Consider the following 14,212-nt stretch of genomic DNA (forward strand, 5'->3'; position numbering starts at 1 on the left):
ATCGTGGGGCCGGGGGTTTCCTCCGTCTCCGGCCGTTACGGGCCTAGAGGACGTCTCCGACGTTGTGCACGCGGATGTCGTTCGTCGATCCGGGGATTCCGGGAGGGGATCCGGAGATGATGATAACCTTCTCGCCGGTCTCGGCACGGCCCGTCGAGGTGAGCACCTCGTCGACCTGCGCCACCATCTGGTCCGTGTGCGTCACGCGGTCCACCACGAACGACTCGACGCCCCAGTTGAGCGCCATGCGCCGACGGATGGCCGGGTCGGGCGTGAACGCGAGGATCGGGATGGAGCTGCGGAGCCGGCTCATCCGGCGGACGGACTCCCCCGACTCGGTGAAGACGCACAGGTACTTGGCCTCGACGAAGTTCGCGATGTCGACGGCTGCGAGCGTGATCGCTCCGGCCTGCGTGCGCGGCTTCGTGCCGAGCGCGGGGACGCGCTCGAGGCCGTGCTCTTCCGTGGAGGCGACGATGCGCGCCATCGTCTGGACCGTGACGACGGGGTACTTGCCCACGCTCGTCTCGCCCGAGAGCATGACGGCGTCGGCACCGTCGAGCACGGCGTTGGCGACGTCGGAGGTCTCAGCGCGCGTCGGCACCGGGCTCGAGATCATCGACTCGAGCATCTGCGTCGCGACGATGACCGGCTTCGCCAGGCGGCGCGCGATCTCGATCGCGCGCTTCTGCACGATGGGGACGGCCTCGAGGGGGAGCTCGACGCCGAGGTCGCCACGAGCGACCATGATCGCGTCGAACGCCTCGGTGATGTCCTCGAGGTTCTCGACGGCCTGCGGCTTCTCGATCTTGGCGACGACGGGGAGTCGACGACCCTCCTCCTCCATGATCTCGTGCACGCGCACGATGTCGGAGGCGTCGCGGACGAACGAGAGGGCGATGATGTCGGCGCCGAGCCGGAGGCCCCAACGGAGGTCGGCCTCGTCCTTCTCGGAGAGCGCCGGCACGTTGACGGCCACGCCCGGGAGGTTGATGCCCTTGTTGTCCGACACGGGGCCGGCGACGATGACCTCGGTCGTGACGACGGTGCCGTCGGTCTCGAGCACCTTGACGCGTACCTTGCCGTCGTCGATGAGGAGGAAGTCGCCGGGAGCGACGTCCTGGGGCAGTCCCTTGAAGGTCGTGCCGCAGATGTCCTTCGTTCCGAGGATGTCCTCGGTCGTGATCTTGAAGATGTCGCCGACGGCGAGGTTGTGGGGACCGTCGGAGAACTTGCCGAGGCGGATCTTCGGACCCTGCAGGTCGACGAGGACGGCGACGGCCTTCTCGACGTCGTCAGCGGCCTTGCGGATGTTCGCGTAGACGCCCTCGTGGACCTCGTAGCTGCCGTGGCTGAGGTTCATCCGGGCGACGTCGACACCGGCTTCGAGGATGGCGCGGATGTTCTCGTAGCTCGAGGTCGCCGGGCCCAGGGTCGCGACGATCTTTGCACGTCTCATGCGTTGGTCTTCTCCATGTTCCTGCGCTCGTGAGCGCGTGGATGGCGGGACGGAGCGGCCGTTCGGCCTCTCCTTGCGGAAGTCTAGAGGCTGATGGGGCGGTCCGTCGGACGCACAGGGAAGGGCAGGCTCGTCTCGCCCTCGAGGTACCGGTCGACGGCCGAGGCGGCTGCCCGGCCCTCGGCGATCGCCCAGACGATGAGCGACTGACCACGACCAGCGTCGCCGGCGACGAAGACGCCGGGTTCGCTCGTCTGGTACTCGCCGTCCCGACGCACGTTGCCGCGATCGTCGAAGGGCACACGGAGCTGGCTGGACAGGTCCTCCGACTCGGGGCCCGTGAATCCGAGCGCCAGCAGCACGAGGTCCGCGGGGATCTCGCGCTCCGTTCCGCTCTTCGGCACGCGCTTGCCGTCGATGAACTCGGTCTCCGCCACGCGGAGCGCGACGACCTCGCCCGCGTCGTTGCCTACGAACTCGACGGTCGACACGAGGTACTCACGTGCTCCACCCTCCTCGTGGGCGCTCGCGACCTCGAAGAGTGTCGGCGTCATCGGCCAGGGCTGCGCCTCGGGGCGCTCGCTCGCAGGCTGGCGTCCGATGGCCAGGTTCGTGACGGATGCGGCCGACTGGCGGTGGGCCGTGCCGATGCAGTCGGCCCCGGTGTCACCGCCGCCGAGGACGACGACGTGCTTGTCCTCCGCGACGATCTGGGACGGGACGGAATCGCCCGCTCCCACCTTGTTGGCCTGCACGAGGTAGTCCATCGCGTAGTGCACGCCCTTGAGATCCCGCCCCGGAATGGGGAGATCCCGCGGGACGAGAGCGCCCGTGGCGACCACGACCGCGTCGTACCGTGCGCGGAGGTCCGACCACGAGATGTCGACGCCGATCGTGACGCCGGCGCGGAAACGCGTTCCCTCGTCCTGCATCTGACGCAGACGCTGATCGAGGTGCCGCTTCTCCATCTTGAAGTCGGGGATGCCGTATCGGAGAAGGCCGCCGATGCGGTCGTCACGCTCGTAGACGGCCACCGTGTGTCCGGCGCGCGTGAGCTGCTGAGCGGCGGCGAGACCGGCGGGACCGGAGCCGACGACGGCCACGGTCTTGCCCGTCAGGCGCTCCGGCGGGTGGGAGTCCACCCAACCGTTCTGGAACGCCTGATCGATGATCGAGACCTCGACCTGCTTGATCGTGACCGCTGGCTGGTTGATCCCGAGAACGCACGATGCCTCGCACGGCGCCGGGCAGAGCCGCCCCGTGAACTCGGGGAAGTTGTTCGTCGCGTGCAGCCGCTCGATGGCCTGTCGGCCCTCGCCGCGCCACATGAGGTCGTTCCACTCGGGGATCAGGTTGCCGAGCGGGCAGCCCTGGTGGCAGAACGGGATGCCGCAGTCCATGCAACGACCGGCCTGACGACGCACTTGCGACGGATCGCCCTGTTCGTAGACCTCTTTCCAGTCCATGATGCGCACGGGTACCGGCCGCCGCGGCGGCAGCTCACGCTCCCGTACCTTCAAGAAACCCTTGGGATCAGCCACCGGTCACCTCCAGAATCCGTCGCCACACGACGTCGCCGTCGGGGTCGAGTCCCTCATCGATCGCCACGCGACGCGTCTCGAGGACGGCCGCGAAATCGCGAGGCAGTACTTTCACGAACCGTTCCATCGTCGACGGATCGGCGAGGAGCCGTGCCGCGAGGGTGGAACCGGTCTCGGCCTCATGCCGCTCGAGCAGGTCCGTCACGATCTCGACGTCCGCCGAGTCCAGCGGAAGGAGCGAGAGTTCCCCCGACTGCAGCGACTGGGTGTTCACCCGTTCGTCGTCGAGTTCGTAGACGTAAGCGGTGCCGCCCGACATCCCGGCACCGAGGTTGCGCCCCGTGCCGCCCAGGATCAGGGCGAGTCCACCCGTCATGTACTCGAGCGCGTGGTCGCCGACGCCCTCGACGACGGCCGTGACGCCCGAGTTGCGGACGAGGAAGCGCTCGCCGACGATTCCACGCAGGAACATCGAACCCTGAGTGGCCCCGTAGCCGATGACGTTGCCGGCGATCACGTTCTCCTCGGCGACGAAGCCGCTGCCCCGCGCCGGTCGGATCACGATCTGGCCGCCGGAGAGGCCCTTGCCGACGTAGTCGTTCGAGTCGCCCTCGAGGCGCAGCGTGATGCCGCTCGGGAGGAACGCGCCGAACGACTGACCGGCGCTGCCGTGCAGCGTCACGTCGATGGAACCGGCCGGGAGTCCGTGCTCCCCGTGCCTCACCGTCACTTCGTGGCCGAGCATGGTGCCGACCGCGCGAGCGGTGTTCCGCACGGGAAGCTCGATCGAGACGGAACCGCCGTGCTCGAGCACGTCGCGGCTGTCGTGGATCAGCCGCACGTCGAAGTGGTCATCGAGCTCGTGGTCCTGGTCGCGCGCGTGGAGGCGCGGCTCGTCCTCGGCGAAGTCCGGACCGACGAGGATCGGGGCGAGGTCGAGACCCGACGCCTTCCAGTGGTCGACCGCGCGGTCGACGTCGAGGACCTCGTTGTGGCCGATCGCCTCGTCGAGGGACCGGAAGCCGAGCTCGGCGAGGTACTCACGCACCTCCTGCGCGATGAACTCGAAGAAGTTGACGATGAACTCTGGCTTGCCGTTGAAACGGGCACGGAGCTCCGGGTTCTGGGTCGCGACGCCCACCGGGCACGTGTCGAGGTGGCACACCCGCATCATGATGCAGCCGGACACGACGAGCGGCGCCGTCGCGAAACCGAACTCCTCGGCGCCGAGGAGCGCGCCGATGATCACGTCGCGACCGGTCTTGAGCTGCCCGTCGACCTGCACGACCACCCGGTCGCGCATGCCGTTGAGCATGAGCGTCTGCTGGGTCTCCGCGAGACCGAGCTCCCAGGGGGTGCCCGCGTGCTTCAGGGAGTTGAGGGGGCTCGCTCCCGTGCCGCCGTCGTGGCCGGAGACGAGGATGACGTCGGAGAGCGCCTTCGCCACGCCGGCCGCGACCGCGCCGATGCCCGACTGGCTCACGAGCTTCGTGTGGATGCGGGCCTTCGGATTCGCGCGCTTGAGATCGAAGATCAGCTGCTTGAGGTCCTCGATCGAGTAGATGTCGTGGTGCGGAGGCGGCGAGATGAGTCCGACACCGGGCGTCGCGTGGCGCGTCCGGGCGACCCACGGGTACACCTTCGCCGGCGGGAGCTGACCACCCTCGCCGGGCTTGGCACCCTGCGCGAGCTTGATCTGGATGTCGTCGGCGTGCGTGAGGTACATGCTCGTCACACCGAAGCGGCCGGAGGCCACCTGCTTGATGCTGCTGCGGCGTTCCGGGTCGAGGAGCCGGTCGACGTCCTCGCCGCCCTCCCCCGTGTTTGACTTCGCTCCGAGACGGTTCATCGCGATCGCGAGTGTCTCGTGCGCCTCCTGCGAGATGGAGCCGTAGCTCATCGCGCCCGTGGAGAATCGCTTCACGATCGCCTCGATCGGCTCGACGTCGTCGAGCGGGATCGACGGTCGCGCGCCCTTCTTGAGGGCGAACATGCCGCGGAGCGTCATGAGCTCCTCAGCCTGTCCGTCGACCATGGCGGTGTACTCCCGGAACACGTCGTAGCGTCGCGTCCGCGTCGAGTGCTGCAGACGGAAGACCGTGTCAGGGTTGAAGAGGTGCGGCTGACCGTCGCGGCGCCACTGGTATTCCCCGCCGCTCGCAAGGCGTTCGTGAGCCACCGCCGCCGGGTCCTCGGGATACGCGGCGCGGTGGCGCTCCGCGTTCTCGCGGGCGATCACATCCATGCCGACACCGCCGAGCTTCGACTCGGTGCCGGTGAAATACGTGTCGACGAAGGACTGGCTGAGGCCGACCGCCTCGAACGCCTGCGCACCGGCGTATGAGGACACCGTCGAGATGCCCATCTTCGACATGATCTTGAGCACGCCCTTGCCGAGCGCGTAGATCAGGTTCTTGACGGCCTTCTCGGGCGTGAGACCCGCGATCATGCCCGCGCGGACGAGGTCCTCGCACGACTCCATCGCGAGGTACGGGTTGACCGCCGAGGCGCCGTACCCGATGAGCAGGGCCACGTGGTGGACCTCGCGGACGTCGCCTGCTTCGACGACGAGACCGACCTTCATGCGGTTCTGCTCGCGGATGAGGTGGTGCTGCACCGCGGCGAGCATGAGGAGGGACGGGATCGGGGCGAGCTCCTTCGTGGAGTCGCGGTCGCTCAAGACGATGAACTCGCTTCCCGCCGCGATGGCTCCGTCGACCTCTGCGCACATCTCGGCGATGCGCTCCTGCATCGCCTCGGGCCCGTCGTCGACCCGGTAGAGGCCGCGGACCGTCGTGGTCGTGCGCTTGCCCGGACGCGGATCGATGTGCTGGATCTTCGCGAGCTCGTCGTTGTCGATGACGGGGAAGTCGAGGATGACCTGCTTCGCGTGCTCCGGTCCCCAGGACAGGAGATTGCGCTCCGGGCCGAGTCCGGACGACAGCGAGGTGACGACCTCTTCCCTGATGGAGTCGAGCGGCGGGTTCGTGACCTGCGCGAACTGCTGCACGAAGTAGTCGAAGAGCAGCCGCGGCCGCTTCGACAGCACGGCGATCGGGGTGTCCGAGCCCATCGCGCCGAGGGGCTCCGCACCGTTCTGGCCCATCGGCATGAGGAGGATGCGGACCTCCTCCTGCGTGTAGCCGAACGTGCGCTGGCGGCGAGAGACGGACGCGGGCGTGTGTACGATGTGCTCCCGCTCCGGGAGGTCGGCGAGGCTGATGCGGCCGGCATCGAGCCACTCGCCCCACGGCTGGGACGCCGCGAGAGAGTCCTTGATCTCGTCGTCCTCGATGATGCGCTGAGCCTCGGTGTCGACGAGGAACATGCGGCCGGGGCGCAAGCGGCCCTTGCGCTTGACGCGCGCCGGGTCGATGTCGAGCACACCGGTCTCGCTCCCGACGACGACGAAACCGTCGTGCGTCTCGAGCCAGCGGCCGGGACGGAGCCCGTTGCGGTCGAGGGTCGCCCCGACGAGCGTCCCGTCGGTGAAGGTGAGGGCGGCGGGGCCGTCCCACGGCTCCATCTGGAGCGAGTTGAACTCGTAGAAGTCACGCCGGCTCTTCGGGATGCCCGGCTGCTTCTCCCAGGCCTCGGGAACCATCATCATCATGGCGTGGGGCAGCGAGCGTCCCGTGAGGGTGAGCAGCTCGAGCACCTCGTCGAAGGAGGCCGAGTCGCTCGCCCCCGGCGTGATGATCGGGAGCAGCGGGTCGATGTCGCCGATGAGCTCGGACTCGAGCTGCGACTGCCGCGCACGCATCCAGTTGCGGTTGCCCTCGACGGTGTTGATCTCGCCGTTGTGGGCCATCATGCGCAGCGGCTGTGCGAGCGGCCAGGACGGGAACGTGTTGGTGGAGTACCGGGAGTGCACGATCGCGAGCTTCGACGCGAAGCGCTCGTCGGAGAGGTCGGGGTAGAACGGCTCGAGCTGGAGCGTCGTGACCATGCCCTTGTAGACGAGGGTCCTGCTCGAGAGCGAGATGAAGTAGGCGCCGAGCGTGCGCTCGGCGCGCTTACGCAGGCGGAAGGTCTGACGGTCGAGGGCGATGCCCGCGAGGGGCGCTCCCTCGTCGTCCGTGAGCTCGCTCGCGACGAAGAGCTGCTCGAACGACGGCATCGCCGCTCGCGCGAGCTTCCCGAGGTTGTCCGGCTCCGTCGGCACGTCGCGCCATCCGATGACCCGCAGACTCTCGTCCTCGGCGATCTCGGCGATGCGGGCCTTGAGCGACGCGCGCTCATCGTCGTCCGTCGGGAGGAACGCCATACCCACGGCGTACTGTCCGGCGTCCGGCAGGTCGAAGCCGGCGACCGCGCGGAGGAACTCGTCGGGTATCTGCGTGAGGATGCCGGCACCGTCGCCGGTGCCAGCGTCCGAGCCGATCGCACCCCGGTGCTCGAGGTTGCGCAGCGCGTCGAGCGCTCCGTCGATGATGTCGTGACCTGCGGTACCGCGCAGGGTCGCCACCATGGCGAGACCGCACGCATCGCGTTCGGCGGCCGGGTTGTAGAGACCCTGGGCCTCTGGCACGAGGCTGAACTGGGAATACGGAGGGCGTGGAGCCATGGAGAATACCGTCCTCACGAGGTCAAGGAGAGTGAGGGACGACGGTGGCCCTGCTGCAGGTCGCGGGGCTGGGCCCCGATGGTCCGGTCCGTCGCCCGCGGCGGCGGGTCGATCGATTCGCGGTGGTTCCGGCTGCCCCGAGGACGTCCCGACCGGTCGTTCTCGGACAGGTCGTTGGTCTCCGCGGTGGTGATGGCCGGTTCGCGATTCTGGTGCTTGTCGCCCCAGCGAGTGTCGCTCCGGTGCCCCACGCCCGACGGATTGTGTCGATCGGACGCTGTGGCTCGTGTGATGCGGTGGCGACGGCCGTGACGTCGTCATCGTCGTCGCGACGGTGTCGACACCGCGAGCACGAGTCTACCCCAGCGCCGGGCGTGCTCCACCCGAGGCGGACGCGTGCGTCAGGCGCGTGTCGAGGCGCCGGTCGAGCCGGTGGATCCGGCCGCGCTGAGTCTGTCGTTGACGTCGGTCTCGTCCTCGGCCGGGGCGTCCGGGTCGCTCGTGTCCACGAGGGCGCCCGACGGGACGTCGGGGTCGACCCACTCCCGGCCGGGCAGGTACGCAGACGGTTCCTTCCCGACGTGGCGGCGGCGCTGGACGACGTTGATGATGATGCCGAGCGCCACGGCGCCGATCGCGGCCCAGACGTTGACCCGCAGGCCGAGGATGATCTCGCTCGGGTCGATGCGGATCGACTCCCATACGATGCGGCCGAGGCCGTACCAGATGAGGTAGATGCTGAAGACGCGGCCCCACTGGAGGCGGAAACGGCGTTCGAGACCGAAGATCACGGCGACCCCGACGAGATTCCAGATGATCTCGTAGAGGAAGGTCGGGTGGAAGAGGGTCCCATCCGGCAGACCGAGGGGCCACGCCGGGTTGCTCGGCTCGATCTCGAGGCCCCACGGGAGCGTCGTGGGCTGGCCGAACAGCTCGTGGTTGAAGTAGTTGCCGAGCCGCCCGAAGGCCTGTGCCAGAAGCATGCCGGGAGCGAGAGCGTCGGCGAAGGTCCAGAAACGGACACCGGTCTGCTTGCTCGCGAGCCACGCACCGACGGCACCACCGAGGAGCGAACCGAAGATCGCGATGCCGCCCTCCCAGATCGCGATGACCTTCCAGAGCTCGGCGCCCTCGAAGAAGTAGTCGTTCGGGTGGGTGAGGACGTGGAAGATACGCGCCCCGATGATGCCGAGCGGCACGGTCCACAGGAGGAAGTCGAAGATCACCCCGGGCTCGGCCCCGCGTGCCGTGAGCCGTCGCGACGTGAGCGCCGCGGCCACGACGATGCCGAGGAGGATCCACAGTGCGTAGAAGTGGATCGTGAACGGCCCGAGCGTGATACTGCTCACATCGGGACTGGGAATGCTCGCGGGGAACACGTCGGATACGCACCTTTCACACGTCGGAACGGAGTCGTCCGTCCGAAGGGCCAGTGTAGTCGGCCGGGCGGGCTCGTCGTGAGCCGCCGCGGAGGGGGTCTAGGCGGGAGCGGAGGTCCCGGTCGCGAGGTCGGCGGCCACACGTGCTACCGCCTCGACACCGCCCGTGGAGAGCGCCGTCACGAGGGCGGAACCGACGATGGCGCCGTCGGCGTACTCGAGCACTTCACGCACCTGCTGCGCTGTGGAGATGCCGAGACCGACGCACGTGTTCTCCACACCCGCGTCACGGAGCCGGGCGACGAGCCCACGGGCTGCCGAGTCCACGTCCGAGCGGGCTCCCGTGATGCCCATGGTCGAGACGGCGTAGACGAATCCGCGACTGACCTCGACCGCGCGCTTCAACCGCGCATCGGACGAGGACGGTGCGGCGAGGAACACTCGGTCGAGACCGGTCCGCTCCGACGCGACGAGCCATTCCTCTCCTTCGTCCGGGATGAGGTCCGGGGTGATGAGCCCCGCCCCGCCGGCCGACACGAGGTCGTCGGCGAAACGCTCGACGCCGTAGGACAGAACGGGATTCCAATAGGTCATCAGCAGCACGGGCGTCTGGACCTGCTCGGTGATGCGCCGGACCGCCTCGAAGCCGTGGCTCAGGCGGAAGCCGCGGGCGAGGGCCTGCTGCGTCGCCTTCTGGATGACGGGTCCGTCCATGACGGGGTCCGAGTAGGGCAGACCGAGCTCGATGACGTCGACACCGCTCTGTGCGATCGCGACGGCGGCGTCGACCGACTCCTCGAACGTGGGGAACCCGACGGGCAGGTATCCGACGAGGGCACCGGAGCCGGCATCGACGCGCGTGCGGATGACGTCGGAGACGGCGCTCATGCCTGCTCCGCCCCGGCGTCGATGAGGTCGAAGTACCGGCCGGCCGTCTCCATGTCCTTGTCTCCGCGACCGGAGAGGTTCACGAGGATGACCGAATCGGGGCCCAGCTCGCGACCGAGCTCGAGCACGCCGGCGAGGGCGTGAGCCGACTCGATGGCCGGGATGATGCCCTCGGTACGGCTGAGGAGACGGAGCGCGTCCATGGCCGCAGCATCCGTGACACCGCGGTACTCGGCGCGCCCGATGCTCGAGAGCCAGGAGTGCTCGGGACCGACGCCCGGGTAGTCGAGCCCGGCGGAGATCGAGTGCGACTCGACCGTCTGGCCGTCCTCGTCCTGGAGGAGGAAGGTGCGGGCGCCGTGGAGGACTCCCGGTCGACCGCGCGAGATCGTCGCCGCGTGGCGGGGCGTGTCGACGCCGTCGCCAGCCGCCTCGAAGCCGTACAGACCCACCTCGGTGTCGTCGAGGAACGCGTGGAAGATCCCCATCGCGTTCGACCCGCCACCGACACACGCCGCGACGGCGTCGGGGAGCCGACCCGTCAGAGCGAGAACCTGCTCGCGCGATTCCTCGCCGATGATCTTCTGGAGGTCGCGCACCATCGCGGGGAACGGGTGGGGGCCGGCGACCGTTCCGAAGATGTAGTTCGTGGACTCGACGTTGGTCACCCAGTCGCGCATGGCGTCGTTGATCGCGTCCTTGAGGGTGCGCGACCCGGTCGTGACGGGGATCACCTCGGCACCGAGGAGGCGCATCCGCGCCACGTTGAGCGCCTGCCGCTCGGTGTCGACCTCACCCATGTAGACGACGCAGTCGAGGCCGAAGAGGGCAGCGGCCGTCGCCGTCGCCACCCCGTGCTGGCCGGCGCCGGTCTCGGCGATGACGCGCGTCTTGCCGATCCGCTTCGTCAGGAGCGCCTGGCCCAGGACGTTGTTGATCTTGTGGGAGCCCGTGTGGTTGAGGTCTTCGCGCTTCAACAGGATGCGCGCGCCGCCGGCGTGCGCGGCGAAGCGTTCGACCTCGGTGATGACGGAGGGACGACCGACGTAGTTCGTCAGGAGCCCGTCGAGCTCCGTGTGGAACGCGGGGTCGACCTTCGCGGCCTCCCACGCCACCGAGAGCTCGTCGAGCGCCTCGATCAGGGATTCGGGGACGTAGCGTCCGCCGAAATCGCCGAAGTACGGACCGGTCTCGTCGCGTAGAGCCACAGGGTCACACCGCCAGGAAGGATTCGAGAGTGGAAACAGGATGATTGGTCACGAGCGCCTCGCCGATGAGGACGACGTCGGCCCCGGCCTCGCGGTACGCCGCGACGTCCGCCGGAACGGCCACCGCGGACTCCGCCACCTTCACGACGTCGTCGGGGATCGTCGGGGCCAGTCGGGCGAAGAGGGTCTTGTCGAGTTCGAAGGTGCTGAGGTCCCGCGCGTTGACACCCACGAGTCGCGCGCCGAGGTCGAGGGCGCGGGAGAGCTCGTCGCCGCTGTGGGTCTCGACGAGCGTGGTCATTCCGAGCTCGGTCGACAGCGCGAACAGCTCGGCAAGGGTGCGGTCGTCGAGTGCCGCGACGATCAGGAGCACGAGGTCCGCTCGTGCGGCCCGAGCCTCGAACACCTGGTAGGGCTGCGAGATGAAGTCCTTGCGGAGCACCGGCAGGTCGACGCGTGCACGGACCGCCCTCAGATCGTCGAGCGATCCCTTGAAACGACGACCCTCGGTGAGCACGCTGATCGCGCTCGCTCCCCCGAGCTCGTAGTCGGCGGCGAGGGCTGCGGGATCGGTGATCTCCGCGAGGTGACCGCGAGACGGGCTCGCGCGCTTGACCTCGGCGATGATCTTGACGCGATCCGCGCGGGACAACGCCGCGAGGGCGTCGAGCGCGGGAGGGGCTGCGAGGGCGTCGGCCTCGACCGTGGCGAGCGAGACGGCCTCCCGACGAGCGAGAGCGTCCTCCGCGGCGCCGGCCGTGAGTTCGGCCAGCATCCGGTCAGTGCCCCTTCGAGACGGACTTGTCGCCGTAGGCGCCGTATCCGGCCTTGGACATGATCAGTCCGAGGAGACCGCCGACGACGAGCAGCCCGACGCTCGCCCAAACGAGGACGGGCATGTCGAGGAAGAAGAACAACGTCCCGACAGCGACGGCCACGAGCATGACCACGACGGCGGTCCAGGCTGCGGGCGAGTGTCCGTGTCCGAGCTCGGTCGAGTCGTCGCTCATGGGTCTCCTTCGTGTGCGGGGTGTAGGGCGAGTCTACCGGTTCAGCGGGTGGGGTCGTCGCCGCGGCTGAGCTCGTCCCAGCTGTCCACGGCGTCGAGCGGAGCGCCGTCATCGGCGTGTTCGAACCGCACGGCATCGTACTTCCGCGACGGCCCCGGCCACCGTCCCGCCGTGAGCACGACCGCGGCACCCACGAGCGCGAGCAGGACACCGACGACGATGGCGAGGCTCGGCCAGATCGACGTCTCCACGGATTCGACCGCTTGCGCGACGGACTCGCTGCCGGCGACGCCCGTGGCCGTGCTGATGGCCGAGGACGACGACCCGATCGGATCCGCCAGCGCGAGGGCGGCGGAGAGCACGACCGACGCCCCGATGAGTGCGGTCAATGAACCGAGGATGACGCGGAAGAGACGGCCGGCGATACCGAGGGCGGCCCCGGCCGCGAGACCGGCCAGGCCGAGAGCCGCGAGGGCCGGGGCCGCCGTCTCGCCCGTCGCCTCGACGACGACGCCCGCGGTCTGGCCGGCCGTCACGGAGAACACGAACCAGGCGCGCGTCCACGTGAGGAACACGAGTCCCGAGATCACCAGGACCGCGAGGATCGACAGCGACTTCAGCCGACGGGCGTTCACACCGGTCACCGGATGCGACGCATCGCGTCGGCGACGGCCACGGCGCGCAGCGGAGCGGCCGCCTTGTTCTGCGATTCGAGGAACTCGCTCGCCGGATCGGAGTCGGCGACGAGTCCGCCGCCGGCCTGCACGTACGCGGTGCCGTTCATGATCGTCGCCGTGCGGATCGCGATCGCGAGATCGACGTCGCCGGAGAAGCCGAAGTAGCCGACCACTCCCCCGTACACGCCTCGTTGAGCCGGTTCGAGCTCGTCGATGATCTCGAGGGCGCGCGGCTTCGGGGCGCCAGACAGGGTGCCGGCGGGGAAGGTCGCGCGGAACACGTCGAGACTCGTCGCGCCCGGGGTGAGGTCTCCCTCGACGCTCGAGACGAGGTGCATGATGTGACTGAAGCGCTCCACACGCATGAACTCGGTCACCTCGACACTGCCGGGCCTGCACACCTTGAGGAGGTCGTTGCGGGCGAGGTCGACGAGCATGAGGTGCTCGGCGCGCTCCTTCGGGTCGTGCGCGAGCTCGGCCTCGAGCTCCGCGTCCTCCTCGGGGGTCGCGCCGCGCGGCTTCGACCCCGCGATCGGGTGGGTGAAGACACGGCCGTCCTGCACCTTGACGAGCGCCTCGGGCGACGAACCGACGATGTGGTAAGGCTCGCCGTCCGGCGTCTCGAGGCTCAGGAGGTACATGTACGGGCTCGGGTTGAGACTCCGGAGGATCCGGTAGACGTCGATCGCGTCGGCCTGCGTGTCGAGCTCGAACCGCTGCGACACGACGACCTGGAAGATGTCGCCGTCGCGGATGTAGTCCTTCGAGGCCACTACGGCGTCGAGGAAGTCCTGCCGCTCCGTGCGGTGCCGCGGGTCGGCCCGGCGGTCGAGGTCGACGTTCGCGAGCCACGCCTCCGACGGATCGGCGAGCTCCGACTGCATCCGATCGAGTCGGGACTGCGCGTCCGCCCAGGCTCCCTCGGGGTCGTCACCGTCCGCGAGCACGTTGGCGATGAGCATGACGGTCCCGCGACGGTGGTCGAGCACGACGATGTCGGCCGCGAAGCTCACCGCCTGACCGGGGACGCCGATCTCGTCGACGGGCCGATCGGGCAGGTTCTCGATCTGGCGGATGGCCTCCCATCCGATGAACCCGACGAGGCCGCCCGTGAGCGGCGGATGACCGGCGATCTTCGGGGTCTCCCAGCGGGAATGCAGCGCCTCCACGGCGCGCAACGGCTCGGTCGGGGCGTCGTGCCCGAGCGCTCGTTCGGCCGAGAGACCGAGGTCGAGCCAGACGGCCTCGTCCCCCCGCTGGGTGAGCACACCGAACGAGCTGACGCCGACGAAGGAGAAGCGGCTCCAGATCCCGCCCTGCTCAGCGGACTCCAGGAGGAAGGTGCCCGGTCTGTCCCGGGCCAGCTTGCGGTAGATGCCCACCGGGGTCTCGCCGTCGGCGAAGAGCTCCCGGATGACCGGGACCACCCGGTGGCTGGTGAGGAGGGAGTCGAATCCGTCCCGCGTCGTCGATCCGCTCATGC

General features: G+C 69.0%; 10 protein-coding genes. All 10 read right to left on the reverse strand.

Annotated features, from left to right (window positions below):
- Window positions 1-43: 43 nt before the first annotated feature.
- Window positions 44-1,459, reverse strand: a complete 1,416-nt coding sequence (pyk, locus tag ELQ94_RS03790) for a pyruvate kinase (RefSeq protein ID WP_127047402.1) — start codon at window positions 1,457-1,459, stop codon at window positions 44-46.
- Between the two features lie 83 nt (window positions 1,460-1,542).
- Window positions 1,543-3,000, reverse strand: a complete 1,458-nt coding sequence (locus ELQ94_RS03795; RefSeq protein ID WP_127047404.1) for a glutamate synthase subunit beta — start codon at window positions 2,998-3,000, stop codon at window positions 1,543-1,545.
- The gene (gltB, locus tag ELQ94_RS03800; RefSeq protein WP_127047406.1) at window positions 2,993-7,567 is read right to left on the reverse strand and encodes a glutamate synthase large subunit; all 4,575 of its coding nucleotides are present in this window, start codon (window positions 7,565-7,567) and stop codon (window positions 2,993-2,995) included. The genes ELQ94_RS03795 and gltB overlap by 8 nt, the downstream gene beginning before the upstream one ends.
- Window positions 7,568-7,968: 401 nt before the next feature.
- Entirely contained in the window at window positions 7,969-8,916 is a 948-nt protein-coding gene (gene lgt / locus ELQ94_RS03805) for a prolipoprotein diacylglyceryl transferase (protein ID WP_243696850.1), read from the reverse strand.
- Window positions 8,917-9,045: 129 nt separating this feature from the next.
- Window positions 9,046-9,834: a tryptophan synthase subunit alpha gene (trpA, locus tag ELQ94_RS03810; RefSeq protein WP_127047410.1), complete on the reverse strand. Its 789-nt coding sequence runs from the start codon at window positions 9,832-9,834 to the stop codon at window positions 9,046-9,048.
- Window positions 9,831-11,042: a tryptophan synthase subunit beta gene (trpB, locus tag ELQ94_RS03815; RefSeq protein ID WP_127047412.1), complete on the reverse strand. Its 1,212-nt coding sequence runs from the start codon at window positions 11,040-11,042 to the stop codon at window positions 9,831-9,833. Before trpB ends, trpA begins: the two co-directional genes overlap by 4 nt.
- Before the next feature lie 4 nt (window positions 11,043-11,046).
- The gene (trpC, locus tag ELQ94_RS03820) at window positions 11,047-11,817 is read right to left on the reverse strand and encodes an indole-3-glycerol phosphate synthase TrpC (protein WP_127047414.1); all 771 of its coding nucleotides are present in this window, start codon (window positions 11,815-11,817) and stop codon (window positions 11,047-11,049) included.
- A 4-nt stretch (window positions 11,818-11,821) separates the two neighbouring features.
- Window positions 11,822-12,052, reverse strand: a complete 231-nt coding sequence (locus ELQ94_RS03825) for a DUF6704 family protein (protein ID WP_127047416.1) — start codon at window positions 12,050-12,052, stop codon at window positions 11,822-11,824.
- 41 nt (window positions 12,053-12,093) lie between these two features.
- Entirely contained in the window at window positions 12,094-12,696 is a 603-nt protein-coding gene (locus tag ELQ94_RS03830) for a Trp biosynthesis-associated membrane protein (RefSeq protein WP_127047418.1), read from the reverse strand.
- Window positions 12,693-14,210, reverse strand: a complete 1,518-nt coding sequence (locus ELQ94_RS03835) for an anthranilate synthase component I (protein ID WP_127047420.1) — start codon at window positions 14,208-14,210, stop codon at window positions 12,693-12,695. Before ELQ94_RS03835 ends, ELQ94_RS03830 begins: the two co-directional genes overlap by 4 nt.
- Between the last annotated feature and the right edge of the window lie 2 nt (window positions 14,211-14,212).

It is taken from the genome of Labedella endophytica, assembly GCF_003990045.1.
Classification (GTDB): Bacteria; Actinomycetota; Actinomycetes; order Actinomycetales; family Microbacteriaceae; genus Labedella; species Labedella endophytica.

Coding starts and splice junctions, on each gene's coding strand:
- pyk (WP_127047402.1), bottom strand. CDS start 1,459: ATGAGACGTGCAAAGATCGTCGCGACCCTGGGCCCGGCGACCTCGAGC.
- gltB (WP_127047406.1), bottom strand. CDS start 7,567: ATGGCTCCACGCCCTCCGTATTCCCAGTTCAGCCTCGTGCCAGAGGCC.
- trpA (WP_127047410.1), bottom strand. CDS start 9,834: ATGAGCGCCGTCTCCGACGTCATCCGCACGCGCGTCGATGCCGGCTCC.
- trpC (WP_127047414.1), bottom strand. CDS start 11,817: ATGCTGGCCGAACTCACGGCCGGCGCCGCGGAGGACGCTCTCGCTCGT.
- ELQ94_RS03825 (WP_127047416.1), bottom strand. CDS start 12,052: ATGAGCGACGACTCGACCGAGCTCGGACACGGACACTCGCCCGCAGCC.
- ELQ94_RS03835 (WP_127047420.1), bottom strand. CDS start 14,210: ATGAGCGGATCGACGACGCGGGACGGATTCGACTCCCTCCTCACCAGC.